We start from the raw sequence: 24,640 nt of genomic DNA, 5'->3' as shown, positions 1-24,640 counted from the left end.
TCCGCTTATTCAGCCCTTGCCGAGCCCAAGCCCCTCACTCGTCGTCGACGTTCGCCACGTCCGGGGAGCCCGGGGCGCACACGACAGCACCGAGGTTCGCGCCCAGCAACAGCAGCAAGGGGTGCGCCCAGCAACAGCAGTGGCGCGCCCACGGCAACACCCAGGGGCGCTCCCGCGAGCAGCCGTCCCGCAGAGGGTCAGGCCCCTGGTGGGGGAGCGCCGTTCAGCAGCGTGGCCATCCGCGCCGCGTTGCGCTGGGAGTGGTCGGCGCAGCAGTTGTTGAAGACCACGTGCGTCGTCGCGGCGTCCCCGGCCAGCTCACTGAGACGGCGCGCCCATGCCTGCAACTCGTCCTCGCTGTAGAGGTAGGCGAACTTGTCGTAGATGTTGCGGCTGTCCCATCGGGCGCTATGGCCGTGGAAACGGACGACCGCCAGATCGGACGTGGCCGCCAGCACCGGCGGCACTGATGAGGAGTGTCCCTGTGGCATGTCCACAGCCACATACGGCAGGTCATGCCGAGCCAGGAAATCCAGAGTCGCGGCCTGGTTCTCCTCGTTCAGCCAGCTGTGATGGCGGAACTCCACGCAGATCCGTACGGGCGCACAACGCTCCTTCACGTCAAGGATGTAGGCACGGTTCCGTTCGCCGTACGGGAACCAGCGCGGAAACTGGAACAGCACCGCTCCCAGTTTGCCCGCCTCATACAGCGGCCACAGCGCGCTCAAGAACCGTTCCCACACTTCCTCGACAACGTGATCGGGCACGTCCTTCAGATAGACCGACTGCTTGGCCGGCACCAGCCCGCGCAGGTCCTTGTAGAGCGCGTTGACCTTCGTGGGGTGCTGCGTGAGCAGCGAGAATGCCTTGACGTTGAACGTGAAGCCGTCGGGAGTCCGGTCGCGCCAAAGACACGCGGTCTGCTCCGCAGGCGGCGCGTAGTACGTCGCGTCCACTTCGACCAGCGGAAACTGCGTGGCGTAGAACCGCAGCCGATCCTCGGCGCTCTTCGCCGTGGGCGGATACCACCCCGACTCCAGCAATGTCTTATCGGTCCAGGACGCGGTGCCGACCAGGATCTGACCCATGCCGGAAAGTCTAGAAACTCTCTAGTGTTCCCCTGGCCCCGGTCAGAAATTTTGTGTGGTGAACGAGCAACCCGGAGACCAGGTGACGCCCGGTGGATCCTGACGCTGAACTCGCGCCGGTCCCGCACAACGGGGCAAGGTGCCGTCGCCGCGTCCGTGAGCCGCACGTGGCGACTCCGACCAAGCCCGGTTGGTAGACGGGGGGCAGCGCCCGGGATGGTCGTCGGCTTGTCCCAGGTGTCAAGCTCCGGCCGGTGGCCGGATTGATCGCCGTATGTCGGGCATTATGGAATTGAGAGAAATACAAGGAAATTCCTCCCTCGAACTAGTCACTTAGAACGACATGATCGCCTTGCTTGATGGTGTGACCGGCCCGGCCTCGATGGCAATTACAGGTCATATCGTTCGCCTGCCCGTTAAATTCTGCCCCAAGTCCCTTGATTCTCTGTGTAGAAGTTCGCGGGACCGTCCAAACAGAGCCGCTTACCTCTGTGGCGTTGGATGCCCGCCTGAGGAAAGGGGGCAGGCGTTGTCCTGCTTGCGTTCAGAACGACTGCTCGACGCGATCGAGGCGCACTTCAAGGAAGCATCCCTGGAGTCGGCAATTCTTCTCGAAGGTGAGCCGGTTCGGGGACGGTCGGCAGAGCCGGTGCGGCTGGGAACGGCGCGCACCCTCATGCTGGACGGGGCATCCGAGCCTGCCTTCCGAGACGCCGTGTGGACGGCATTGGTGATGCGTGCGCAAAGCCATGAGGGGCAGTGGCAGCTCGCAGCGCTCTGGATGATGCTTCCTGGATTCCGCGGAATCGTCAGCAAGCTTTCCAGAGGCCTGATCGCCGATGCCAAGGAAATCGAAGCAGAGACTGTCGCGGGATTCCTGGAGGCGCTCCACAAGGCGGACGCGACTCGCCCGCGGCTCGGTTCACACCTTTGGTGGGCGGCGTACCGCCACGGCTGCAAGGCGCGTACGCACATGCTTCAGGAGATTCCCAGCGACGAACTGACCCTGTTCACCGCCAGGCGGGCTCACCAAGACCACGAAACTCACCCGCTCGCCGGCGCCGTACATGAGGGCGTACTGTCAACGGGCGAAGCCGACCTCATCAACCGCACCCGCCTCGAGGGAGAACGCCTCGGCGCGGTCGCCGAAAGAATGGGCCTGCGATATCAGGCCTGTCACCGACGCCGCGCCCGCGCCGAGGGCCGCTTGGCCGGCTACCTGCTCATCGACAACGACGCTGCGCTCGCACCCCCGTCTCCGCGTGTGACAGGCACCGAGAGACACCGGGCAGTGCAGATGCGGCGCTCCAGCCGAACGGACGGCGCCGCGTGATCAGCCAATTCACGAATGGTGAGGGCCGGCGACGCGAGCGCCGCGGACATGTCAGACCCGTGACCTTTCCCGAGCTCTTCCAGCTCCCGACGGTCGTCGATCTGGCAACCGCAGGGAGAGCCGTCGGGGTCAGCCTGAACACGGCCTACAAACTCGTGCACAACGAGGCGTTCCCATGCCCGGTCATGAGACTGGGATGGCGTTACAAGGTCTCCACGATCGCCCTGATGAAGGCACTTTCCATCGAAAGCCTCCCCGTTTTCGACGAGGACGTTGAAGCGGGTTCTGACTTCGCCACCCGCATCGCCTGACCACGGCGCCACATCCAGCCGGTGGCCACGTCACGATCATGCCGTGACGTGGCCACCGGCTGGCGCAAGGCCGATGAAGACGTCCGGCTCAGTTGCCCGTCGATTGCCGGGCGAGCGAGAGGACGCCGGTGACCTGGACGCGGGTGAGACCGAGATCGGCGCCGATCACGGCGAGGGTCTCCTCTTCCGAGGCGCTGAGCGGGCCGTCGGCGAAGGCGATCTCGGCGGCGGCGCCGAGGATGTTCTCGCGGGCCTCGGGCGCCAGCGCTCCGGCGGCGTTCGCGATCTCGACGCGGATCTGGTCGAACGGGCGGGACAGGTCGTAGTCCAGCGCCGCGTGGTCATAGGCGTGGTCACCGGCCCGGCGGACGACGGCGACGGCGTGGTCGCGGGCTCCCGGGTGGGTGACGTCACCCGAGCGCAGCGCCTGGGCGGAGGCCAGCCGCATGAGCAGGGCGGGCATCGAGGCGAGCTGGGCGGTGGTCGGCGCCTCCAGAACCGCCATGTTCCAGCGGCCCTTGCAGGTGCCGCACTGGACGAACTCGCCACCGGTCTTGTTGAGCGGGATCACCGGAATGAAGAACAGACTGAAGAAGTTGCGGCCCTGCCGACGCCGGTACTCCCGGTCACCGCCGCAGTCGGGGCAATGGAAGACGCCCTTGCTCAGGGTGAAGTACACGACCTGGAGCCCGAAGATAATCAAAACGTGCCTTTCGTTCGCCGAGGTCGGCCATCGTAGCGACAAACGATCAGAGCAGCCCCTTCGTTTCCTGATCATCAGTTCGCGGAAGCCCGGGACGAGCGTGACGCCGACGACCCGAATGCCGTCGCTCGTCTGAGGCCTCGGGCGCGGCGGACGTTCGCCGGGATGGCCGCGTCGGCGTAGTCGGCCGCACCGCCGTTCGCCCGAAGCCCAGCGAAGCCGGAGGCCCACCTTCTGGGTCTCGCCCACACTGCTCGCGGGGCTTGATGTTGGCGGCACTCAATGATCGAACCGACAGAGCCGCTCCGTTAACCGATTGACTCATTGTTCCGATGCCCCCATCATCAGCTGATGCTGATCAGCCGAAAGGGCAATGCCGCGTAGGCGTCCCCTCCGAGCGGCGACCGGCCGTCGGCAACGAAGGAAGCCCCTCGTCACCGATGGCATACCGCTCAAGATCGTCGGTCAGAACATACTCATCTTTGGCCCGTGGCCGCCTTCTCGGCGTTCATGATCTGGGCGTCCCTTCCGTACCAATTGCCCCGGCCCACGTCCTCTCAAATCCCTGTCTGCCATGGGCGCGGCCCATTCGACGCGCGCAGCGCCATCAGCGACCCGCCGTTCCCTCCGAGCGCGATTCGACCCGGTGGACGACCTCATCCGACTCAGAGCATTGAACGACCCCTTCGCCGCCCCGAACATCCCTGGCACCGCATGTCATGGAGCCGATAGGAACAACCCAGGAGCCGATCGTGCACGAGACACAGGTCCATCGATGGAGGACGCTCCCCGAGCGCTACGGCCATCTCGATGTCGTGACCACGACCATCGACGCGCAAGGCAGGATGATCGCCCTGCTGGCATCGCCGGAAGTCGGATTCGCCAGGCCGGCTCGGACGGCGGCGAAGGTACGGCTGCCCTACGAGGCGATCGCCGTCATCGTCGAAGACTCCGGTCATCAGGAGATCGAGCTCAAGAACCTCGACTACCGGTGGCCCAAAATCGACGCGTTCGCCGACGGCCTGATCCTGGTGAACAGCCGGTGTGGGCTTCCGAGCATGCCCGAAGACGTCAGCCCCTGGGAGATGGTTTATCTCGACGAAACAGAGCTGCTCCTGCCATTGAACGCAACCATTTTCGACGCCGATGGGTCACCCACCTCGGCCTTTCACGTTGGTGACGCCATCGAAGTGCTCCAGACGGATCAAAGGGAGAACATCTGGATCGGCTACTTCGACGAGTCGTCCGTCTGGACACCGGCCCCGGCCCACGTACGACATCGTCCGCAGTACCGCGGAAAGAGGACCAAGATTCGACTCCCTGGCCTGATCCGCTGGTCGGTGAACGGCATGCCCGCCTGGAGCGCCGGCGACGACCCGGTCAAGCTGAGCTGGATGGACTGCTACGCGCTGAATGTCGGAGCCGACCGGGCCTGGGCCTGCCCCTACACGAACTTTCCGCTCGTCACCATCGATGACACCGGCGTCCGGACCATCAATCGCAACTCGGTTCGCGGAGCGCGCGGGCTGGCGGTCACAGACGACGAGGTCGTCTTCATCAACTCCTACCAGGACACCGATTTCGACGGCGTCACCATCGTCCGCTGTGACCGGGCCGACGGCGTCGTCGACATGGCCGAGAGACGAGTCCTGACCCTTCCTGACGGATCGCAGCCGACGCGCCTTCATCGAGTCACCGGACGAGACCATCGGCTCTGGATGCAACTCGACGACGACCGCGCCTGGTACCTCACCGAAGCCTGCGAGGGCTGATTGCCAAGCTCACCAACGTCGAACTCGGCAACTCAACCGCCCAGCTCCACGACCCCAAAGAAGAGCCGCACCCCAGAAGGTGATGTCGGCGGCTGAGCATGTGAGCTGGGTTGAGGCATCCGCGTGATCCCTGTCTGTGATCTTGGTGAGGACGAGCGATGCTGGACGACCCCCTGTCGGCCGCGGCGCGGCTGCTCGAACGGTGGCTGCCTGGCGTCCGGGTGACGATCGTCCACGGCGAGGCGCCGCCCACGCTCGACGCGGACTGGGAGGAGACGCCGCCGTCGGTGGAACAGGTGGCCCAGTATGCGGGATTCCCCGCAACCTTCCCTGGCTGGCCTGACCGCTGCCCCGTGGCCGTCGAGCGTTCGAGATCGAGGACGAGGGCGAGGACGAGGACGAGGGCGAGGACGAGGACGAGGACGAGGGGATGATGTTCGGTGCCCAGCGCGCCGCGGCGGGGTTTCCTGACGCGAGCGCGGAGTGGGTCATTGAAGACGAGGACGGCCTGGTCGAACGCAAGGACACCCTCATCGACCAGCCCAAGCACAGGCCGCCTTAACAGCGAACCCACTCAGCTTCACCCGTGCCCACCACGGACGATCAGTTGATGAGCCGTAGGGCCGACGGTGATCTGTGCGCGGGCTCAGAGCTCACCAGACGAGTTACCCGTGGCGGTTCCGGGCTGCCGGCGTGAAGCACGTTTCTTCTTGGCTCCGAGGATCCGGGCCGGGATGTCGTGCTGGTGGCAGATCGCAAGGAGCCCATGCCCGTCGATCAGATTGAGCGGCTTCCCGTTGGCGAACTTGAAACTGTCCGGGCCGTAGCCCGAGGTGGTGATCATGATCCCCTTGGTCGCGCCCTCGTGTTGCACCGTTCCCCAAAGGTCGCGCACGTGCGTCGGCTCCACCGTCTTGGTGTAGAGCTTGGCCTGGATGATGAACTTGCCTCCGGTGATCGGATGAGGGTCAAAGGCGACGCAGTCGACCCCGCCGTCCCCGCTCGCCTGGAAAAGCTGCGTGTCGAAGCCCATCTTGGCGAAGAGGTTCTGGACGAACGCCTCGAATTCCTTGGGCTTGAGGTCGAGGAGATTTGGTCGTTTGTCGATCCCTGAGATGACGTCGACGGGATCCACGGCACGGGGATCGGCCATGTCGAACGGCATGACCGGCTCCACCGGCGTCAGCTCGTCCGGATGAGGCGAGACATCGGCGAAGAAGTGCTTCCGGATGCACTCCACGGGATTGAATCGTGGCTCATGGAGGACGAGTTTCGCGAACTGCTCGCGGGTGGCTCGCAGCGTCACCAGGTGAGGCTGGACTCTCTGGCCGGTGACCGGATCGACGGCATGCACCCGCCCGTTGAAGACGATCGTGGTGATGAGCTGGTCGCGGTCGGCCTTGAAGACCTCGTGCAGGGTGCGCAGCGCGATCTGGGCGATGACCTTCTGGTACGTCTGGCGAATCTCGGCCAATGGACGGGCGGTCGGCTCCACGACCTTGCGCGTCTTGACATGGCGGAACGCCTTGGCTGCGGGCACTATCTCCACCGGCGGCAGGAACCATTCGACCGCAAGCAAAGAAGATTCGGGCACATAACCGGCTTTGCGCTCGTTGGGAAAACCTCTGGGATATGGCGAACGCTGAAGCACCATGTCCATGTATTCGCTGACGGCATGGCGATCCGCCTCGCCGAGCCCTGTCGCCAGCGCGTCGATGCGACGGTTGTGCCGCTCGGCCTCGTGCCTGGCGTCGGCCAGCTTGCGTTCGTATGAGCGCCTGGCGTCGATGAGCTGCTTCTGCCTCTGCGCTTCCTTCCGCTGGTGTTCGCGACGCGCGAGATCGAATTGCTGCTCGGCGAACCGCAGCGCCTCGTCATAGCGCTGCGCGCCGCCGAACAGTTTGTTCAGGCCGCGTGGAGGATCGGGCTCGAAGTCGTCCCATGCCGGTTCGGGGTTCGGTCGGTCGAGACGCCCCAGATCCAGCGGGGGAGTCCGCGCCTCATGGCGCAGGTGAGCCAGCGAGATGTGCGGATCCCGGTCGAGCGAGGAGATCAGCAGGGTTTCGAGTTCCCGCATCTGCTCTTCGAGTTCGCGGCTCTTCTTGGCGGCTTGCTGGTCGCGCGCTGCGGCCTCTTTCTGGAGCCGATCCCGCTCCTCGGCCTTGCGCTCCTGTTCGCGTTGGCGTTTCGCCTGTTCTTTCGCGCGTGCCTCGGCCCGCCGGGCGGCCTCGTACTCTCGATATGATCCGTATCCACCCGATCCACGCGCCATGACGATTCCCGCCGATCGTTCGGTATGACTCAGCCCCGAAGCGACGGTAACTCAGGGTGTCAACGGTGACAACGCACTCAATGGTCACTCAAAGAGACCCATGGTGGGACGTCGCCGAGCGTGTTCGGAGATGCCCGGCTGCACCAGCGGCGCTGGGCTCTGAGGCTGCCGGGGCCGATCAGCTCGGTGCCCGGTCAGTCCGTATCTGGTCGACGAACCAGTCCATGGCCGCCACCACCACATCCCAAGGGTGGCGTTCTTGAGTCGGCCCAGAATTCCGACGGGTGAGTCAGCGGTCGGGGCGGAGGAGGTTTGTTAGGTGGGTCTGGGTTTCGGGGTCGGTGGAGTAGAGGATGGTGCCGGCCATGCCTCTCGTCAGAAGGACCTTGTAGGTGTTGCGGATCAGGCGGTTGGCCTGGGCGTCTGTGACCGTCTTGGGGCGGAGGGCCGGGTCTTTGCTCGCGGCGCGGACGGTGATCAGGCGGCCGTCGCGGTAGATGAGGTCGGGGCCCAGGATGACGCCGTTCCAGTCGTACTCGAAGCCTTGCGCGGTGTAGACGCAGCCGACCTGGCCGAAGCCGCCTTCATGGGTCGCCCAGAGGTCGCTCGGTGGGGCGTCGCCGATCGAGCGGTCGCCTTTGACATTCCAAGGGCGGGCCCATTCGCCGATGACGACGTCCGAGATCAGGGTGCTGGGCTGGTCTAGGTGGTTCTTCTGGGGGTCGCTCCAGGGCCAGCAGAAGCCGGCGGTCATGCGGGCGGAGTAGCCCTGGGATTGTTGCGTCTTGAGTTGGGCTTCCAGGTCGTACGGGGAGTCGGCAAGGGTGACGTCGAAATGGTCGTCGCCTTCCCATGGGGTGGGGACGCCGCCATCTAGGCCGAGAAGGGCCAAGACCCACTCTTCGTATTTGCGGCTTCCACCGCAGCGGAATTGCTCGTCCAGGGAGACATGGTGGACGGTGAGGCCCTTCGATTCGGCCTGGTCTCGGATCTGGTCGACGGTGCCCATCTCCCCGGGGCGTACCACTTGGTGCTCGTCCAGGAGGAAGACCGGTACGCGGGCCGCGTCGATGAGTTCGTCGACCTGGGGGCGGCCGGTGCGCAGGCGGGCGGAGGTGTAACGGTTCGCCGAGACCTCGCGGATGCGGTGCGCCTCGTCGCAGATGAGGACGTCGAGGCCGTTCTTCTCGGCCTCCATGAAGTTGTTGAAGTACTTGAACATGGCCTTGGTCTTGGAGGAGCCCTTGGCCACGTAGCGCCGCATGGTCTGGGTGAACGATTTGGAGCCGGTGGCGTGAAGTACTGAATAGCCCTGGCGGGAGAGCTCGCCCAGGAGGGAGAGGGCGATGACGCTTTTACCGCTGCCTGGGCCACCGGTGATGACGACAACGGTCTTGAGGTCTTGGTGCTTGGCCTTGTCGACGGCGTGCAGAACCATTTCGTACGCGAGGCGCTGCTCGGCCAGGAGAGTAAATTGTTCGCGGTTTCTGATCTCTTCGGCGGCGAGCTTGAGGAGTTGCTTGGACGGCTTCACCTCGCTGGCGAGGAGGCGATCCGCGGCTGGCGCGCCAGGCGCGGGGGCGAAGCGGTCGCGGAGGTAATCGACGAACGCGCCGCGGGTGGTCTGGGTGAAGAGGCGTGTGCGGTTGTCCTCGACCACGTCGTAGAGGTCGGCGACGTCGTTGCGTGCCGCGTTGTGGAGGTAGGCGACGGCGTGGAGCGCGTCGGGATGGTCGGCCAGCACCGCGAGGAAATCAAGGATGTATTCGCTGTAACCCTTGGCCTGAAGGGACGGGTGCAGCTTGGGCCTGCCCGTCATGTTCTGGACGAGGACGCGGCGCTGGTCGTCCTCCCAGACTTCGGCGTGGCTCCATTGTTTGAGCTCGACCACCACGTAGGCGTCGCCGCCGGTGCGACGGTCCACTCCGGCGAGGATGACGTCGGCGCGCTTGCTCGTCAGGGGGAGTTGATACTCGACGAGCATCTCGACCTGACCCAGCCCAGCCTCTATGAGGTCGTGGGCGAGGACGGGGAGACTCCGGTCCCAGGCCCGCTTCTCCGAGTCGGACACGTTGAGGTTCGCGGCCATCTTCAGATGTTCGGCCAGGACGACGCTGAGCTGCTGTTCGAGCGGAGACAGCAGAGCTTGCGCGGTGCGACGGAAGACCGTCACGGGACCTACCCCCAGGCAGCACGAAGATCTCGTGCGGTATTGGGGACGTGTCCGTGATCAGGAGATCGGTGGAAGTCCGGCGGTCCGCATCTCGGTTAGGGCGAAAGACTATCGACGATCAACGACATTTCGGGTCACGTTGGCAGTCAAGCCTCGACTATCGGGTCTTCGTGCCGGGTGTTCTCCCAGCTCGGCTGGGGTGGTTCTAGTTGTGGGCAGGTGTGTGAGGCGTGTCGGCGGCTTAGCAGGCGGACGGGTTGTGCGGTGGGGTTGGGCAGGCCTAGCCAGGCGACCAGGGCGCCGGTCAGGAAGAGGGCGGCGCAGATCGCCATGGCGAGGTCGTATCCGTGGTTGAGGTCTGCTGGATTCATCTCGGTGCCGTGCGGGAGACCTACCAGCAGGGGGAGTGCTGCTACGACAATCAGGCCTGCTGCTCTGGCGGCGCCGTTGTTCACTGCGCTCGCGATCCCGGCGCTGCGGTCGTCGACGGCACTGAGGACGGCCGTGGTGACAGCGGGGGTGATGAGGGGGATGCCGATTCCGGTGAGGGCTACTACGGGGAGTACGTGGTTGAGGTAGGACGCGTCGGGGCCGATTCGAGTCGCTAGGAGTAGGGCGACTACGCAGATCAGCGATCCGGATACGAGGACGCTGCGGACGCCCAGGCGGGTGGTGAGCTCGCCGCCGTACGGCGACAGGAACAGGGTGAGGGCGGTTAGGGGCACCATCGCCAGGCCTGCCGTCCAGGCTGAGAATCCGGCGGTGACCTGGAGTTGGATCGGCAGGAAGAAGAACATGCCGGCTAGGGCGCCGTAGACAAGGAAGCTCACGATGTTCGCGGTGCTGAATTGTCGTGAGGTGAAGAGGCGCAGTGGAAGCATTGGTGCTGGGCTGCGTTGTTCGACCAGTAGGAACGTTATGGAGGCGACGAGGCCGGCCAGCCCGGCTGCCATCGTCCACTTGCCTCCGATGAGGGCGTAAGTCAGTCCGGCTAGTGCAACGGCGGCCAGCACGGCACCCCATACGTCGAACTGGCGCGTCGGCTCGAAGCGGCGGCTCTCTGCCACGTGGATTAGCAGGAGTGCGCAGAGGAGCGCGGCCAGCGGGATGTTGACGAGGAATACCCAGCGCCAACCGGCCGCGTCGACCAGGCCGCCGCCTAGTAGCGGGCCGGCCGCGCCGGCCACGCCGCTGATTCCCGCCCACCAGCCGACCGCCCGGTTGCGGTCGTCGGGGTGGAAGGAGTCTTGGATCAGGGCGAGCGAGCCCGGGACGATGAGCGCGCCTCCGACCCCCTGGAGGGCGCGGGCGACGATCAATACGCCGACGTTCGGTGCGAGGCCGCAGAGCAGGGACGCCAGACCGAACCAGATGACGCCGATGAGGTAGATGCGCCGGCGCCCGAATCGGTCACCCAGGCTGCCGCCCAGCAGGATGAGTGCGGAGAGCGTGAGGGTGAACGCGTTCACCGTCCACTGCAACTCGGACATCGACGCGTCCAGATCAGTTTGCAGTGCGGGCAAGGCGATGTTGACGACGGTCGATTCGAGCAACACCAATCCTGAACCGACCGCCGTGATCAGGAGAAGCCAGCGGCCGGCCGGTTCCGACAACCGGACCTGCGATCGGAAATGAAGGTCCATGAACGTCCCTCTCCAGTGCTCGGACGGTGTCGCCTGGCCTGGACTTCGAGGGTGTCGGGTGGTGTGGGGGCGATCAATGGCCGTTTGCTCATCGGGCATTCAGTGTCGTTGAACGATCGGGGAGACTGGGTGTGTGGGCGTGGAATTGGCCGATGTGGAGACGTTCTTAGCGGTCGCCGAGGAACTGCACTTCGGGCATGCCGCCGAACGTCTGCAGGTGTCGCCGGCGCGGGTCACTCAGCGGATTCAGGCGCTTGAACGGCAGGTCGGCGGAGTTCTGTTCGAACGCACCAGCCGTAAGGTCACGCTCACCCCGCTTGGTCGGCAGCTGCGCGACGGCCTGCGTTCGGCCCACGACCAGTTCACCCTGACGATGGAGGAGGCTCGGACGTCCGCGCGAGCCGCGGCCGGGCCGCTGCGCATCGGATTCACGGTGACCACGGGCGGTGAGGAGCTCAACGCACTGGTACGCGCCGTCGAACGCGCTCACCCCGACATCGAGGTGCGCCTGCACGAGGTGCCGATCACCACGCCGTACGACGCGCTGCACCGCGGCGAGGTGGACGTCCTGGTCAACTGGCTGCTCTACGACTCGCCCGAGCTCACCCTGGGGCCGCAGCTGGCCGAGCACGCCTTGGTGGTCATGGTGGCCGCCGGGCATCCATTGGCCGACCGCACCAGCGTCCGCCTGGAAGATCTGGCCGACTACGTCCTGATCGACATGCCGTCGCTGCGGCGTCCGTCCGGCGATCCATGGTTCGTCCCCAGCCGCACTCTGTCGGGCCGGGCCTTGCGCCTGCGGACGGTCAACACCATGGGCGAGGCGTTAAGCCATGTCGCGTGGGGCAAGGCGGTGCACGTGACCGTCACGTCGATGCGGCAGCTGGTGGCCCGCCCGGACGTGGTGTTCGTCCCGATCGACGACCTGCCGCCCGTCAAACTCGGCCTTCTCTGGCACACCGCGCACGAGAACGCCCGCATCCGCGCTCTCGCTGCTCTCGCCGCCGCCCAGCACAACCCCTGAACCGATCGAAAACGAGTTGATCCTCAGGCGGGCGTTGGAGAAGCTGCCCGCCAGCGGCGCGTCCGGGCGCGGAACGGAGGGCGGGGTCGTGTGGTACCCGAAGATCCCGCAGCGGTTCGGCGACGGGCCGCTGCCCGGCGGCAGCTGGGTCGCCGAGGAGAAGGTGCACGGCGCGCATTTCGCGCTGGTCAGCGATGGCCGGACGGCGAAAGCCGCCGGGCGGCGCGGGCTGTTGGACGAGGATCGGCTCGAGATGTTCTTCGGCGTGACACGGTTGTGGCCGGTACTCGCGACAGCGGCGGCGGCAGCGGCCCGAACAGTCGGACAGGACATGGTCTTGTACGGCGAACTGGCCGGAGGAGGCTATCCGCACCCGCAGGTACCGCCGGTCGACACCATCAGTCCAGTGCAGACCGGCGTGTGGTACAGCCCTGGCCTGGTGTGGCTGGCGTTCGACGGCGCCGTCCGCACATCATCGGGCCCACGCTGGATGGGCCGCGCGGAACTGGCAGACCTGGCGGCCGGTGTGGGCTTGAAGTGCGTGCCGCTCGTGGGTCAAGGTCACCGGCAGAAGCTGAGAGAGTTGACGCTCGACTTCCCGACGCTGGTGCCCGGCGCGCTCGGCCTCCCGGAACTGCCCGGCAACCGCGCCGAAGGCTACGTCCTCAAGCCCGCCGGATCCTGGGACACGCGCGAGCGGGGGCCGCGGCCGGTGCTGAAGGTCAAGCATCCCGACTTCGCCGAGGACGCCCGCTACAACGGTGCCCGGCCGTTCGTGCCGCCGCCCGGCGGAGTGCCGGCCTGGCTGCTGGCGTCCGCGGTGGAGCGGCTCACCCCGCCGAGAGTGGACGCGGCCCGCAGCAAACTCGGCCCAGCCGCCGACGCCGCCGCGTTGGCCGCCGAGGTGGTGTCCGATTTGCTCGCCGACCTCGATGACGAGCTGGGTGGCCTGCCCAAGCCCGACCACGAACGCCTGACCGCCGCCCTCACCCCCGCAGCCCACACGCTGGCAGGGCTTCAAGGACGTTGAAGTTGCTGCTCTCGGGCAGATCGAGGGCGGAGAAGACGTGCCACGCGGCACATGCGAGGCCGTCTGAAATCCCCTGCCAGCACCTACGTGCCTCGCGCCTGCGCTTGGCGGGGTTGTCGATTGGGTGCTTGTGCTGCGCGTCCTCATAAGACTGGATTCGAGGGGCCTGGGTGAATCTCGTTGCGGAATTTCGCCGTATTACCGCCGGACCTGTCTTAGACAGCGAAGGTGGTAACCGAGATGGTCCCTCGCACGCTCCCAAACACCGTAGTCATGAAGGCGCTGTTCGCGGTAGGAGCCGCCGCCGCTCTGCTCCCGGTCACTGCGGCCTCGTCCTCTGCCGTGCCTCCGCAAGCCTCCGCCATCCCTGCGCAGGGACGCACGTTGTACGTCACCAACAGGGCGACGGACGATGTCACCGTCTTCAAGATCGGGCCTGACGGGCGGCTGACCACGGCCGGCGGTCGGACCGGCACCGGTAACGAGCCACGCGGCCTGGTCTTCTCTCCCGACGCCCGCCACGCCTACGGGGTGAACGGCGACGACTCCGTGTCAGCCCAAGGCACCGTCTCCGCGTACACCGTGTCCGGGGACGGCGGGCTCACTCCGCTCGGCGCTCCCGTCGGAACCGGCGGGGACACCGGTTTCGGAATCGCCATCGATCCGGCGGGCAAGGCGCTGTACGTCACCAACATCGACTCCGGCACGGTGACGGTGTTCGCCATCCAGCCCGACGGCCGGGTGGTGCGGCTCGGCGAACCGGTGACCACCGGGTACGACAGTCCGCGCGGCGTCGCCGTATCTCCCGACGGGCGGCGGGTCTTCGTCAGCCATGGACGGCCCGCGGAGGGCCGTGACGACGTCGTCGTCACCTTCGCCGTCAACGCCGACCGCACGCTGACCCGCGCCGGGACGCCCGCCCGGGTCGGTTCCGGCGGCAACGGTGTCGCGGTGTCTCCCGACGGACGCTTCCTCTATGTCGTCTCGACCGGCTCGGACCAGGTGTCCGGCTTCGCCATAGGCCGGGACGGAGATCTGGCGTCGTTGCCCGGGTCGCCCTTCCCCGCCGCAGACTTTCCTGAGGGGGCCGCGCCGAGCCCTGACGGGAGCCTCATGTTCGTCACCAGCCCCGGTTCGCAGCGGCCTGACGACGCGCGCGCGGTGTCGGCCTACACGGTCGGGCAGAACGGGACGCTGCGTCCCGTCCCGGGATCTCCGTTCCGAGGTGGTAACGGACCGGTCGGCGTCGCTCCCACGCCGGACGGCAGGCATCTGTACGTCAGCAATTTCGACTCCGGCGATGTCTCGGGATTCGACGTGCAGCCGAGCGGTGTGCTTCGGGCAGTTCCCGGTTCGCCGTTCCCCACGGGTGGCCAAGGCCCCTCGTTCCAGTCGGTCTCGGTGCTTCCCAATCAGGGACCCACGGCCTCGTTCACCGCGCTGGCCGAACGCAATCTGCGGGTGGCGTTCGACGCGTCGGGTTCGTCGGATCCCGACGGACGCGTCGTCCGGTACGACTGGGACTTCGGCGACGGCACCGGGGCGAGCGATGGCGGGCCCAAGCCCGTGCACGTCTACCAGCGGCCCGGCACCTTCCGCGTGACGCTCACCGTCACTGACGACGAAGGCTGTACGACGCGCGTGGTGTTCACCGGCCAATCGCCCCTGTGCAACGGCTCTGCTGCGGCCCGGACGGCAAGGACGGTGAACGTAAGATGATCAAGCTCGGACTCGCGCTGGCCTTGATCAGCCTGCCGCTGAGCACTGTGACCCCTGCCGCTGGAAACGCCGCCGCGGGCACGCCGACCCCCGCCCGCACTAGCGCCAGCGCGCTGGCCGCTCGCACTGCCGCGAACGCGGCTCCGGCACCGGCGCGGTCGGTTTTCGTCACCAACATCGTGTCGAACGACATCTCTACCTTCGCGATCCAGCCGAACGGCGGCCTGAAGCTGAGCCCGGAGCGGACGCGCACCGACGCCTCCCCGCGCGGCATCGCGGTCGCGCCCGATGGACGCACGGCTTACGTCGCCAACGGGATCGCGAGCACGATCACGGCGTACCGGATCCGCACCGACGGCGGCCTCACCGCGCTGCCCCCGCCGACCCCCACCGACGAAGACCCGGACGACGCCGTCGTTTCCCCGGACGGGCGACGCCTGTACGTGGTCAACCGGACGGCCGAAACGGTGTCGATGTTCCCCATAAAGGACGACGGGACGCTCACCTCTCCCGGCAAAACCGTGCCCGTCGGAGGAGAAAACCCCAGAGGGATCGCGACCACCCCCGATGGCCGCTTCGTGTTCGTGAGCACGGGCAACCCCCTGGACACCGCCCCCGACCAGCTGATCACCTTCGCCGTCCACGCCGACGACGGAACCCTCACCCGGATCGCTCAAACAGGCATCGGGGCGGCGGGCGGCGCGATGGCGCTCACCCCCGACGGCAAATACTTGTACGTGCCGTGCTCGGCCTCCCACGAGGTCTTCGGCTTCCGCGTCGGCTCGAACGGCGATCTGACGTCCGTCCCCGGCTCGCCGTTCTTCGCCCCGGACGTCCCGATCGCGGCGGCCATGACCCCCGACGGCCGCAACCTCTACGTCACGGACGGCGGGCTGATAGGCAGCGGGAGCCAACACGTCTCGGCCTACACCGTGCGCCACGACGGCTCGCTCGTCCATGACGCCGACGTCACGGCGGGCGACAGCCCCGTCGGGGGAGCCGTCACACCCGACGGCCGGAACCTCTACGTGTCGAACCTCGACTCCGACAACGTCTCCGCGTTCCGCATCGCGCCCGGAGGAGGACTCACGGAGATCGCCGGCAGCCCGTTCCCCACCGGCGGCGAACAGCCCGCGTTCCAGTCGATCGCCGTCCGGCCGAACCAGGGACCGGTGGCGGCGCTCTCCGTCACCGGCGGCGCCCACCTCGACGCCTCGGCCTCCTCCGATCCGGACGGACGCGTCGTCCGGTACGACTGGGACTTCGGCGACGGCACCACGCGACTCGACGGAGGCCCGCGGCCGGCGCACCGCTTCCCGGGCCCGGGCACCTACAAGGTCACGGTCACCGTCACCGACAACGAAGGTTGCTCGACCGAGCAAATCTTCACCGGTACGTCGGCGCTCTGCAACGGGTCCGCCCGCGCCCGCGCCTCGGCGCTGGTCCCAGTGCCGGCACAAGCCGCGGTGAGACTCCGGTGAAGAACGAGGGCTACTCCGTCGTCCCCGACCTGTGGGCCCTCACCGACGAGTCGCTCCTGGCCGGGATGGCGGCGGGAGACTCCGACGCCGCGGCCGCCCTCGTGCGCCGCTACCAGGCGCGGGTGTTCGGGCTGGCCGTCACGATCGTGAGCTCGTCCGCCACCGCCGAGGAGGTCGCCCAGGAGACGTTCCTCCGGGTGTGGCGGCACGCCGCCGCATACGATCCGCGCAAGGGCCGGGCCGCGACCTGGATCCTCACGATCACCCGCAACCTCGCCATCGACGCCGTGCGCCTGCGCGGCGAGACCCCGACCGACCCGGACCTCCTGCTGCGGACGCTGGCGGCCGGCGAGGACCGGCCGGGCCCCGGCTTCGAGGAACGGGAGCGGCTGCGGGACGCCCTGCGCGCGCTGCCGGGCGAGCAGGGACGGCTGATCGTGCTGTTCGTCTTACATGGCATGACCGCCAAGGAGATCTCCCAGCACCAGGGCATCCCGCTCGGCACGGCCAAGACGAGGATCCGCCGGGGCCTGGCACGTTTGCGCAAAGTTCTGGAGGTGACCGATGAGTGAGCGGGAGCCCTGCGCAGAGGTGCGCGAGCTCATCCCGGAGATCGCCGCCGGGGTGGCCACCGGCGACGAGCGGGCGCGCGCCCTGGAGCACCTGACCGCGTGCGCCGAGTGCAGGCGCGAGCTGGCCGAGACCGCCGACCTTTTCGACGGGCTGACGCTGCTCGCTCCCGAGAAGCAGACCCCGCCCGGCTTCGAGGCCAGAACCCTGGAACGGCTGGCCCTGGAGCCGCCGGGCTTCAGGACGCCTGCACGGCGCCGCCGCGTCCGCCGAACAGCCCGCGGAGCCGCCGCACTGATCACCGCCGCCGCCGTCGCCGCGGGCGCCGTCTGGTGGCAGACGGCCGACGACCGGGAGCTGGCCGCGAACTACCGGCACACGCTGCACATCGCACACGGCAAGGATTTCCGCGCCGCCCCGCTGGTCCCCACCGGCTCCACCGAGATAGCGACGATATTCGCCTACGAGGGCGTCCCCACCTGGGTGTACGCCATCTTCCGCCAGCCGACCCGTCCCGGCCGCTACACCGTCACCATGATCGTCAAAGACGGCCGCCGCTACACCCTGAACCCCTACGAATCGGAAGGCGGCACCCACGGCTGGGGCAGCCGGATCCAGATCCCCGTCCACATCCGCGACATCCGCGTGATCGAGTTCAGCACCGCCGGCACGACCACCATGACCGCCCACTTCTCCTAGCTATGTGAGGTTGGTTGGGCCGCGTGGCGGCCCAACCAACCGGTACCTGAAATGGCGCGGAAAGAACCTTCGATAAGCCCCTATCCTCGCCAGGCTTGCCCTCTTCGCGGCTGAACGTCCGCTCTCAACAAAAGGACGAGGTCAGCCCCGCGCCCGGGCATCGAACGGAAAACAGAGCGATCGCCCGCAGGCCCATGGAGTGGTTTCATGGGGTCATGGCCAGCGCAGTGGTGCGAGCTCCCGCATCGTCACGGCGCGTTGCGGCCTGCATTGACACACTCATCCTCTTCGTGCCGCTGGCGCCGCTTGTGGCCTGGGAATTCCGACGCGTGGACGCCCAGTCGCAGCGAGCGCCGATCAAGCGTGATGCCGCAGGCATCCTGCCGGTCATGCCCGCAGTGACGATCGACAACGACCCCAACATGAGCCTGGCAGAAGCGTGGCCCCGGCAGCCGAAGCGATGGTGGAGTCTCAGACGGCCGCACTCTCGGGCAGCGGGCGATGGGCCTGCGAGTTGTGGACGGGCGTACCGGCGCTCCACCCGGCCCAGGGCCGCTGCTGCTCAACGCCGCCCTGAACGTGCTGCCGGGCTTCCCGCCGAGAGGCGTGGTTCTTGTCCAGCTTCCGGCGAGCCTGCTGTGGGGGATGACGCAGCCGCAGCCGTGGCGAGAGAAGCTCACCCGGCTGGTAGTGATCGAAGACCAGTGACGGCGTTCAACCCAGTGCTTCGTCCAGCCATCCGGGAAGGGGTTCACGGGCGTCGAGCCACTCGGCCGGGATGCCGTCGCCACCTCTTCCGGCGGTGATGATGCCACCGACGATCGCGGCGGTGGTGTCCATGTCACCGCCGACCGCGACGCAGGCACGGATCCCAGCCGGGTAGTCGTCCAGGTACCGGGCGGCCGCCCAGAGCGCGAAAGGAACGGTGTCCTGGGCGGTGATCCGGAATCCATTTCCCAACGACTGCGCCGCCTGCTCTGGTGTCTTGAGTTTGCGAGCTCGCTGGATACCCCGGCGGACGTAGGTTTCCGGGGTGTGATCGAGTGCCGCCTCGAACAACTCCTCCGGAGTACTAACGGTGGCAAGGGAAGCTGCGACGGCGACCGCGACCGCGCCTGCGATCCCTTCGGCGTGCGCATGAGTGATCTCGGCTTGCAGAGAGGCCTCGGCGGCCGCGCGTGCCGGATCACCGGTGTAGTAGGCGCCCAGAGGAGCCACGCGCATGGCGGCCCCATTGCCGAACGAACCATTGCCGCCGAACGACTCAACTGAAGCGCCCCGCCAAGGGTGCCCGTCGCGGATTCGCTCAAGAAGTTCCAAGGCACCAGCGCCATAGCGGCGGCCCATGTCCATACGAGTGGCGAACGACGTCGCGAGAGCGTCCTGGTCGATGCGTCCATGACGGTGCAGGCAGGCGACGACCGAACAGGCCATCTCGGTGTCGTCGCTCCATTCCCACGGCGCCCCAGGAAGATCTGCGGCGGTCAGATGACGGTTGGCGTGCAGAAAGAACTGGTCGCCGAACGCGTCGCCGACGGACAGCCCCGTCAGCGAATCACGCATGAGTGCCCGGCCGCGATGATCGTTCATGACAAGGGTTCTACCGCGACAGACGACCCGCCCGCTGACGGACGTGGCGGAACGCCGGCCACGAAGCTCTGGATCGCGCTGCGAGCTTGCGGTGAGTTCGACAGAACAGGCCATCCGAGGGCGATGTCATCGGCGGTGGGCGAGCTCCGCATTGAAACAGTTGATTTCGGCAACCTATCCCGCTCAGTGGGTGCGGAGGGTTCCGAGCAGGGCGGCCCATGCCGTGGGAGTGAACTCGATGATCGGGCCGTTACCGTGTTGCTTGGAGTCACGGAGGCCGATGCTGCCGTCCGGGCCATTGGCGACTTCGACGCACTCGCCGTTGGGGTCGCTGTGGCTTGATTTGCGCCAGCCGGTGTAGTGCTTGGTCATGCCCCCGATCCTGCCTCGTTTGTCAGCCGGTCGGCTACCCGACTGAGGAAGCCAAGACTGTCAGCTGTCGAGAGTGCGGCTTCTTGAAGCCGTTCGTAGTGCCTGGTGTATCGGGCCACCTCGCGTCGGTCGGTGAGAACAAGATCGGTCGTGACGGTGTCGACGACCGCCATCGTCGGGTCGGCTGGCTCGGGGAAGGTGTAGAGGAAGAACGACGACTTGGGTAGCAAACCTCCGGGAACACGAGAGTTGTGAAGCAAGACCCGGATGGAGATGCGCGGCTCCTCTGTGATCACGCCGACCAAGTGGCGAAGCTGGTTGGCCATCAACAGTGGGGGCACCGCCAAACGGTGAACAACGGACTCGTCAAGGACGGTCTCGTATGAGGGGCCGTCCGGTTGCAGAAGGCGGCGCTGACGGTGTGCCCTAGCGTCCGCCATCCGCTCGGGCCGATAGTCGAGTGGGCCTTGGTGCTCATCGAGCTCAACCAAGGCCTTGATGAAATCAGGTAGTTGCAAGACCGCGGGAAAGCCAGTCTGGTTGTAACCCCGGATGGTGTCGGAGCCGGACTCCAGGTCGGCGTAGAGGCGTTGGCGGGCGCCCATGGAGTCGCCGAAGGAATCCCACCAGCCTTTCTGGGCGGCGTCTCGTGCCAGGCGGACGACCTTGTCGTAGTGGGAGCCGGTGACGCCCAGGCGTTCGAGCATGTCCATGATCTCGGCCAGGTCCGGGCGGACCGCGCCGGTCTCCAGGCGAGTGATCTTGGTGCGGGACTGGTAGACGAAGCGGGCGAGCCCGTCCGCCGTCATGTCACGGTCTTCACGGATCTTGCGCAGCTCGACCGCGAGCCGGCGACGGCGGACATAGGGGCTTGGCATGGCCGTTCTCCCTTGAACGAGCCGCGATCACAATGTGTACGGATCAATAACTTTCTGCAACCGGCGTCCAGTGGCAATGGAGTGGCCGGATCCGGACAGGAATAGGGAGAATGTGCTGGTCGGGGTGGTGCTTCAAGATTTTTCCGCACGTTCAGGAGTGGCATGTGCGGGGGCTGGACGTGCGGGGCGCGCACGTTCTGAGGGCGCTTGTGCGAATCAAAGGTGCCGGTGGCCTTTGGTGGCTACTTCTCGTGAGCGGATGGCAGCCTCTTGTGACGATGGAACTGCGGAACAACCCCGGTTCCGCACGATCCGCAGGAGTGCTCATGTCCACGGCGATGGTCTTTGCGGCGGGGCCCGTGCCGCTGTTCTGGCGACGCTCCTTTCCCGGCGTCCCCGAGCAGGCCCGGACCGTACGGCGGTTCGCCGCCTGCCTGCTGGACGGCTGTCCCTATCTCGACGACGTGCTGCTGGCCGCCGATGAGCTGGTCGTGAACGCCATCCGGCATACGAAATCGGGCGAGGGCGGGACGTTCACCGTCGAGGTCATGCGCGGCGCCAATGGTGTGGCGGTCTCGGTCGCTGATCAGGGTGGTCCGGGAGGGGTTGTGGTGCGGGACGCGGGCGAACTCGATGAGTCCGGGCGTGGCCTGAAGACCGTGGCGTCGATCGCGGCCAGTTGGAGCTGGCATGGGAACGAGGACGGGCGGACGGTCACTGCGGTCTTCGTGGGGGAGTGGCTCTAGAGGGGTGGGGCTTTGCGGGCTGAGCCTCGGTAAGTGTCGGCGTCGTAGCGTCGGGCGTTCTGCTGGAGTTTCGCGTTTGCGGCTTCTAGGAGATCGACGTTCAGGAGGTCGGCCAGGCGGATCAGGTAGAGGAAGACGTCGCCGAACTCCGCGTGCAGGCGAGCGCCTGCGGCCGGGTCGTCCATGACCTTCCACGACTCTTCGGGAGTCAGCCATTGCAGCTCGGCCAGGAGCTCGCCTGTTTCGCCCGCCAGTGCCATCGCGATGTTCTTGGGCGTGTGGAACTGCTCCCAGTCGCGTTCCGCCGCGAAGGCGCGCAGGCGTTCGGCGAGGTCGTCGATGCTCGTCACAGGGCCAGCGTACGGTCGGTCAAAGTGGGCGGGGTAAGCGGCTGTCTGATCCGTGCCAATCGCGTGACGGTTCATTACGCGATTACGTACGATCAGGGTCAGGGCTCGCATTTGAGACTGCGGGGGTAGTCGCCCGAGGGGCGAGGATGCAGACGCGCAATTTCGAGATCGAGATCAGCCCGGGGGACGGCGAGATCTATCCGGTCCGGGTCCGCACGCCCAGCGGGGACGCGGAGACCACGATGCGGCTGCCGTTGCCGCTCGCGGAATTGGATCATGAGCTTGAGGCGATCAGCGGATTCGTGCTGGCGTCGTCGGCGATCACGCGCCGGCTGGCGTCCAAGGACGAAGAGCCGGTGCAGAAATTGGGGCGGCAGCTTTTCGAGGCGCTGATCAATGATCGGATTCACGGCCTTTACACGCACAATCTTCATGCGGCCGGGGTCATGCGACTGGTGTTGCGAATCAGGGCACCCGAGCTCGCGCAGGTGCCTTGGGAGTTCTTGTTCGATCCTGTGAGGCATGACTATCTGGGGCTGAGCCAGCCGTTGGTGCGTTACCCGCATGTGCTGGCGGGGCGTCCGCCCCTGCCGGTTCCGGCTCGGCTGCGCGTCCTCGGGATGGTGGCGCGGCCCGGCGACCAGGTCGCGCTGGAGGTCAAGGAAGAGCAGCGGCTGCTGTGCGACGCGTTGGCCGGGCTCGAACGTGAGGGGCTCGTCGAGCTCGCGTGGGTGGACGGGCAGACCTACGGCGACCTTGAGGACGCCTTGGACCAGGGGCCGTGGCACGTTTTCCACTTCGTCGGCCACGGCGGATGGGATTCCGAAAGCGGCGAGGGCACCATCTCCCTGGCGAACGAGCAGGGCGGGACGGATCAGGTCGGGGCGGACGATCTGAGCCGCCTCTTGGGAGAGCACCCCACGTTGCGGCTCGTTGTGCTGAACGCCTGCGACACCGGACGCGGCAGCGCTCTCGATGTCTTCTCCAGCGCGGCGGGGGCGGCTGTACGGAGGGGAATCCAGGCGGTCGTCGCCATGCAGTTCGCGATCAGTGACCCGGCGGCGATCCAGTTCGCGACGATGTTCTACCAGTACGTGGCCAAGGGCCTGCCTGTGGACGTCAGCGTGATGCGTGCGCGGCGGTATATGCGGCGGGTGAAGAAGGACACGCTGGAGTGGGGCACTCCGGTGCTCTACCTGCGCGCCACGGACGAGACGGATGGACGCATCTTCTCTACCGAGGGTCGCCCTCCGCATGCGACGTACACGCTCCGCGTGGATTCTGCCGAAGAGAAAGCGGATGCGGGCGATCCCGATGGGTTGATGGCTTCGGCACGGGCGGCCTTGGACGAGAGTCAGGTCGGCTCGGCGGAGCCACGAGGGGCCTCGGGGCAGACACAGACTTCGGCTACCAGCCCGGATTCGGCTCGGTCGCAGTGGCGGTTCCGGGATGAGCTGACCGTCCAGCACCGCAAGAGCGTCATTGGCGTGGCGTTCAGCCCGGACGGGCAATGGCTGGCCACGGCCAGCAGTGACGGCACGGCGCGGTTGTGGGATTCGAGCAGCGGCCGGAAGGCCCTGACGTTCAAGCATCCGGGCTGGCTCAACGTCGTCACCTCGGTGGCCTTCAGCCCGGACGGCGGGCGATTGGTCACGGGTAGCGAGGATGGCATTGGGCGTGTGTGGGATGTGGTGAGCGGACGTATGGTCGTCCGGCTAGGGCATGAGGGTGCGGTGGCGGGGGTGGCGTTCAGCCCGGACGGGCGTTCGGTCGCGACGGCCAGCCAGGACAAGTCGGTGCGGTTGTGGGATCCGGTCACCGGCCAGGAGTTGTCGCGGCTGGCAGTCGACGCCTCGGCGCGGAGTGTCGCCTTCAGCCCGGATGGCCGGCGGGTGGTGACGGGCAGTGAGGATGGCATTGGGCGTGTGTGGGATGTGGTGAGCGGACGTCTGGTCGTCCGGCTGGAGCATGAGAGTTCTGTGCCGGGGGTGGCGTTCAGCCCGGACGGGCGCCGGGTGGCGACGGCCAGCGAGGACAAGACGGTGCGAGTGTGGAACGCGCGCAGCGGAGAGCGGTTGCTGCGGCTCACGCACGACAGTTCGGTGCGGGCGGTGGCGTTCAGTCCGGAAGGGCGTCGGCTGGCCACTGCCGGGTGGGACAACGTGGCGCGGGTGTGGGACGCGGGTGATGGGCGGGAGCTCTTCGGGCTCCACCACGAGAGTTCGTTGCGTGCGGTGACGTTCAGCGGGGACGGGCACCGGGTGGCCACCGCCGGAAGTGACAGCACCGCGCACATCTGGCGAATCACGGAGGGGAATGCCGGCGATGGTTGGTGACGGGCGAATCACGGCCGAGATCCTGGTCAGCTCGCAGTTCGAGGAGGGCGAGGAACGCGCCGTGGCGTCGGCGTTCGCGGAGCTCGGCGTCGAGTCGCGGGTACGGGTCGTGCCCGTCCGACGGGGGCCGGGAGAGCTGCAATGGCTCGTGCTGGCGGCCTTGCCCCTGCACGCGTTCCTCAGCGGGATCGGAACGACCTTGGCGAAGGAGGCCACGCTCGGATTGAAGAGCCTGGTAAAGCAGGCGATCGGCGGGCGCCAAGGACGCCAAGGGCCTCAAGGGCGCCGCGAGGTGGCTGACGAAGCGCCCGTTCTCGTCCTGCAGGATCCCGATACGCGGCTCCAGATCGCGCTGGAGGCCGACCTGCCCGACGAGGCGTACGCGGCGCTGGTCTCCGCGGATCTGTCGAGCCTGGGCAAGGGGACGCTCCGCTACGACCGGCACCTTGGCGAGTGGCGACCCGAAAGCTCGTAGGCCCCGAAAGCTCGTAGGGCCCGGCAAGCTCCGAAGGCTCTGGGCGCTTCGAAGACCCGGAACGGATTCGGCGGC

The 24,640-nt window shown here is 66.9% G+C and carries 24 protein-coding genes; 15 read left to right on the top strand and 9 right to left on the bottom strand.

Annotated elements, in window-relative coordinates; translation table 11 throughout:
* Positions 1-197 precede the first annotated feature (197 nt).
* Positions 198-1,088, bottom strand: a complete 891-nt coding sequence (locus ACGFNU_RS17765; RefSeq protein WP_392594759.1) for a DUF72 domain-containing protein — start codon at positions 1,086-1,088, stop codon at positions 198-200.
* Between the two features lie 529 nt (positions 1,089-1,617).
* Between ACGFNU_RS17765 and ACGFNU_RS17760 the strand changes: the two genes are divergently transcribed.
* Together ACGFNU_RS17760 and ACGFNU_RS17755 are read left to right on the top strand one after the other, a co-directional pair.
* Positions 1,618-2,421: a hypothetical protein gene (locus tag ACGFNU_RS17760; protein WP_392594758.1), complete on the top strand. Its 804-nt coding sequence runs from the start codon at positions 1,618-1,620 to the stop codon at positions 2,419-2,421.
* Between the two features lie 59 nt (positions 2,422-2,480).
* The gene (locus tag ACGFNU_RS17755) at positions 2,481-2,732 is read left to right on the top strand and encodes a DNA-binding protein (RefSeq protein WP_392594757.1); all 252 of its coding nucleotides are present in this window, start codon (positions 2,481-2,483) and stop codon (positions 2,730-2,732) included.
* 88 nt (positions 2,733-2,820) lie between these two features.
* On the opposite strand, the gene ACGFNU_RS17750 is transcribed toward ACGFNU_RS17755, so the two are convergent.
* Positions 2,821-3,411: a hypothetical protein gene (locus ACGFNU_RS17750; RefSeq protein ID WP_392594756.1), complete on the bottom strand. Its 591-nt coding sequence runs from the start codon at positions 3,409-3,411 to the stop codon at positions 2,821-2,823.
* Positions 3,412-4,187: 776 nt separating this feature from the next.
* Between ACGFNU_RS17750 and ACGFNU_RS17745 the strand changes: the two genes are divergently transcribed.
* The 3 genes from ACGFNU_RS17745 to ACGFNU_RS17735 all read left to right on the top strand — a co-directional run bounded on the left by ACGFNU_RS17745 (position 4,188) and on the right by ACGFNU_RS17735 (position 5,769).
* On the top strand, positions 4,188-5,207 hold the full coding sequence (locus ACGFNU_RS17745; protein WP_392594755.1) for a hypothetical protein: 1,020 nt from the start codon (positions 4,188-4,190) through the stop codon (positions 5,205-5,207).
* A gap of 158 nt (positions 5,208-5,365) precedes the next feature.
* Complete coding sequence (locus ACGFNU_RS17740) at positions 5,366-5,641, top strand: hypothetical protein (RefSeq protein WP_392594753.1); 276 nt, start codon at positions 5,366-5,368, stop codon at positions 5,639-5,641.
* On the top strand, positions 5,638-5,769 hold the full coding sequence (locus ACGFNU_RS17735; RefSeq protein ID WP_392594751.1) for a hypothetical protein: 132 nt from the start codon (positions 5,638-5,640) through the stop codon (positions 5,767-5,769). Before ACGFNU_RS17740 ends, ACGFNU_RS17735 begins: the two co-directional genes overlap by 4 nt.
* Before the next feature lie 84 nt (positions 5,770-5,853).
* Here ACGFNU_RS17735 and ACGFNU_RS17730 read toward each other — a convergent pair whose 3' ends face one another.
* The 3 genes from ACGFNU_RS17730 to ACGFNU_RS17720 form a co-directional block, all read right to left on the bottom strand.
* Positions 5,854-7,479 (bottom strand): restriction endonuclease, encoded by a 1,626-nt coding sequence (locus ACGFNU_RS17730; protein ID WP_392594749.1) that lies wholly within the window; start codon positions 7,477-7,479, stop codon positions 5,854-5,856.
* Positions 7,480-7,768: 289 nt separating this feature from the next.
* Positions 7,769-9,652 (bottom strand): DNA/RNA helicase domain-containing protein, encoded by a 1,884-nt coding sequence (locus tag ACGFNU_RS17725; RefSeq protein ID WP_392594747.1) that lies wholly within the window; start codon positions 9,650-9,652, stop codon positions 7,769-7,771.
* A gap of 146 nt (positions 9,653-9,798) precedes the next feature.
* Positions 9,799-11,295, bottom strand: a complete 1,497-nt coding sequence (locus ACGFNU_RS17720; protein ID WP_392594745.1) for an MFS transporter — start codon at positions 11,293-11,295, stop codon at positions 9,799-9,801.
* A 133-nt stretch (positions 11,296-11,428) separates the two neighbouring features.
* Between ACGFNU_RS17720 and ACGFNU_RS17715 the strand changes: the two genes are divergently transcribed.
* The 7 genes from ACGFNU_RS17715 to ACGFNU_RS17685 all read left to right on the top strand — a co-directional run bounded on the left by ACGFNU_RS17715 (position 11,429) and on the right by ACGFNU_RS17685 (position 18,526).
* Complete coding sequence (locus ACGFNU_RS17715) at positions 11,429-12,319, top strand: LysR substrate-binding domain-containing protein (RefSeq protein ID WP_392594743.1); 891 nt, start codon at positions 11,429-11,431, stop codon at positions 12,317-12,319.
* A 34-nt stretch (positions 12,320-12,353) separates the two neighbouring features.
* On the top strand, positions 12,354-13,349 hold the full coding sequence (locus ACGFNU_RS17710; protein ID WP_392594741.1) for an RNA ligase family protein: 996 nt from the start codon (positions 12,354-12,356) through the stop codon (positions 13,347-13,349).
* Between the two features lie 273 nt (positions 13,350-13,622).
* Positions 13,623-15,068 carry a beta-propeller fold lactonase family protein gene (locus ACGFNU_RS17705; protein WP_392594739.1) on the top strand — a complete coding sequence of 482 codons (1,446 nt, stop codon included), beginning with the start codon at positions 13,623-13,625 and terminating at the stop codon, positions 15,066-15,068.
* Positions 15,065-16,549: a beta-propeller fold lactonase family protein gene (locus ACGFNU_RS17700; protein ID WP_392594737.1), complete on the top strand. Its 1,485-nt coding sequence runs from the start codon at positions 15,065-15,067 to the stop codon at positions 16,547-16,549. The genes ACGFNU_RS17705 and ACGFNU_RS17700 overlap by 4 nt, the downstream gene beginning before the upstream one ends.
* Positions 16,546-17,121, top strand: a complete 576-nt coding sequence (locus ACGFNU_RS17695) for an RNA polymerase sigma factor (protein ID WP_392594735.1) — start codon at positions 16,546-16,548, stop codon at positions 17,119-17,121. Before ACGFNU_RS17700 ends, ACGFNU_RS17695 begins: the two co-directional genes overlap by 4 nt.
* The gene (locus tag ACGFNU_RS17690; protein ID WP_392594734.1) at positions 17,114-17,818 is read left to right on the top strand and encodes an anti-sigma factor family protein; all 705 of its coding nucleotides are present in this window, start codon (positions 17,114-17,116) and stop codon (positions 17,816-17,818) included. Before ACGFNU_RS17695 ends, ACGFNU_RS17690 begins: the two co-directional genes overlap by 8 nt.
* Before the next feature lie 501 nt (positions 17,819-18,319).
* Positions 18,320-18,526: a hypothetical protein gene (locus ACGFNU_RS17685; RefSeq protein ID WP_392594732.1), complete on the top strand. Its 207-nt coding sequence runs from the start codon at positions 18,320-18,322 to the stop codon at positions 18,524-18,526.
* Between the two features lie 6 nt (positions 18,527-18,532).
* On the opposite strand, the gene ACGFNU_RS17680 is transcribed toward ACGFNU_RS17685, so the two are convergent.
* From ACGFNU_RS17680 to ACGFNU_RS17670, 3 genes are all read right to left on the bottom strand, one after another.
* Positions 18,533-19,408 (bottom strand): ADP-ribosylglycohydrolase family protein, encoded by an 876-nt coding sequence (locus tag ACGFNU_RS17680; protein WP_392594730.1) that lies wholly within the window; start codon positions 19,406-19,408, stop codon positions 18,533-18,535.
* 183 nt (positions 19,409-19,591) lie between these two features.
* Positions 19,592-19,780 (bottom strand): DUF397 domain-containing protein, encoded by a 189-nt coding sequence (locus ACGFNU_RS17675; RefSeq protein WP_392594729.1) that lies wholly within the window; start codon positions 19,778-19,780, stop codon positions 19,592-19,594.
* Positions 19,777-20,658 carry a helix-turn-helix domain-containing protein gene (locus ACGFNU_RS17670; RefSeq protein WP_392594727.1) on the bottom strand — a complete coding sequence of 294 codons (882 nt, stop codon included), beginning with the start codon at positions 20,656-20,658 and terminating at the stop codon, positions 19,777-19,779. Before ACGFNU_RS17670 ends, ACGFNU_RS17675 begins: the two co-directional genes overlap by 4 nt.
* A gap of 326 nt (positions 20,659-20,984) precedes the next feature.
* Here ACGFNU_RS17670 and ACGFNU_RS17665 point away from each other — a divergent pair, with 326 nt between their 5' ends.
* Entirely contained in the window at positions 20,985-21,404 is a 420-nt protein-coding gene (locus ACGFNU_RS17665; RefSeq protein ID WP_392594725.1) for an ATP-binding protein, read from the top strand.
* On the opposite strand, the gene ACGFNU_RS17660 is transcribed toward ACGFNU_RS17665, so the two are convergent.
* The gene (locus ACGFNU_RS17660; RefSeq protein WP_392594724.1) at positions 21,401-21,754 is read right to left on the bottom strand and encodes a nucleotide pyrophosphohydrolase; all 354 of its coding nucleotides are present in this window, start codon (positions 21,752-21,754) and stop codon (positions 21,401-21,403) included. The two genes, ACGFNU_RS17665 and ACGFNU_RS17660, sit on opposite strands and share 4 nt — an antisense overlap.
* A 146-nt stretch (positions 21,755-21,900) precedes the next feature.
* Here ACGFNU_RS17660 and ACGFNU_RS17655 point away from each other — a divergent pair, with 146 nt between their 5' ends.
* Both ACGFNU_RS17655 and ACGFNU_RS17650 read left to right on the top strand, forming a co-directional pair.
* Complete coding sequence (locus tag ACGFNU_RS17655) at positions 21,901-24,090, top strand: CHAT domain-containing protein (RefSeq protein ID WP_392594722.1); 2,190 nt, start codon at positions 21,901-21,903, stop codon at positions 24,088-24,090.
* A complete protein-coding gene (locus ACGFNU_RS17650) occupies positions 24,071-24,565 on the top strand; it encodes a hypothetical protein (protein WP_392594720.1) in 495 nt (164 codons plus the stop codon). The genes ACGFNU_RS17655 and ACGFNU_RS17650 overlap by 20 nt, the downstream gene beginning before the upstream one ends.
* Positions 24,566-24,640 lie beyond the last annotated feature (75 nt).

Source organism: Spirillospora sp. NPDC048911, from assembly GCF_043198015.1.
GTDB lineage: Bacteria > Actinomycetota > Actinomycetes > Streptosporangiales > Streptosporangiaceae > Spirillospora.
The sequence above is the reverse complement of the archived record's forward strand: the minus strand, read 5'-3'. Positions and strand labels throughout refer to the sequence as shown.

Bases quoted from the DNA above. Each gene is read 5' to 3' on its own strand.
- ACGFNU_RS17765 (WP_392594759.1), bottom strand. From the start codon at position 1,088: ATGGGTCAGATCCTGGTCGGCACCGCGTCCTGGACCGATAAGACATTG.
- ACGFNU_RS17740 (WP_392594753.1), top strand. From the start codon at position 5,366: ATGCTGGACGACCCCCTGTCGGCCGCGGCGCGGCTGCTCGAACGGTGG.
- ACGFNU_RS17735 (WP_392594751.1), top strand. From the start codon at position 5,638: ATGATGTTCGGTGCCCAGCGCGCCGCGGCGGGGTTTCCTGACGCGAGC.
- ACGFNU_RS17730 (WP_392594749.1), bottom strand. From the start codon at position 7,479: ATGGCGCGTGGATCGGGTGGATACGGATCATATCGAGAGTACGAGGCC.
- ACGFNU_RS17720 (WP_392594745.1), bottom strand. From the start codon at position 11,295: ATGGACCTTCATTTCCGATCGCAGGTCCGGTTGTCGGAACCGGCCGGC.
- ACGFNU_RS17705 (WP_392594739.1), top strand. From the start codon at position 13,623: ATGAAGGCGCTGTTCGCGGTAGGAGCCGCCGCCGCTCTGCTCCCGGTC.
- ACGFNU_RS17700 (WP_392594737.1), top strand. From the start codon at position 15,065: ATGATCAAGCTCGGACTCGCGCTGGCCTTGATCAGCCTGCCGCTGAGC.
- ACGFNU_RS17690 (WP_392594734.1), top strand. From the start codon at position 17,114: ATGAGTGAGCGGGAGCCCTGCGCAGAGGTGCGCGAGCTCATCCCGGAG.
- ACGFNU_RS17685 (WP_392594732.1), top strand. From the start codon at position 18,320: ATGGGCCTGCGAGTTGTGGACGGGCGTACCGGCGCTCCACCCGGCCCA.
- ACGFNU_RS17680 (WP_392594730.1), bottom strand. From the start codon at position 19,408: ATGAACGATCATCGCGGCCGGGCACTCATGCGTGATTCGCTGACGGGG.
- ACGFNU_RS17675 (WP_392594729.1), bottom strand. From the start codon at position 19,780: ATGACCAAGCACTACACCGGCTGGCGCAAATCAAGCCACAGCGACCCC.
- ACGFNU_RS17670 (WP_392594727.1), bottom strand. From the start codon at position 20,658: ATGCCAAGCCCCTATGTCCGCCGTCGCCGGCTCGCGGTCGAGCTGCGC.
- ACGFNU_RS17665 (WP_392594725.1), top strand. From the start codon at position 20,985: ATGTCCACGGCGATGGTCTTTGCGGCGGGGCCCGTGCCGCTGTTCTGG.
- ACGFNU_RS17655 (WP_392594722.1), top strand. From the start codon at position 21,901: ATGCAGACGCGCAATTTCGAGATCGAGATCAGCCCGGGGGACGGCGAG.
- ACGFNU_RS17650 (WP_392594720.1), top strand. From the start codon at position 24,071: ATGCCGGCGATGGTTGGTGACGGGCGAATCACGGCCGAGATCCTGGTC.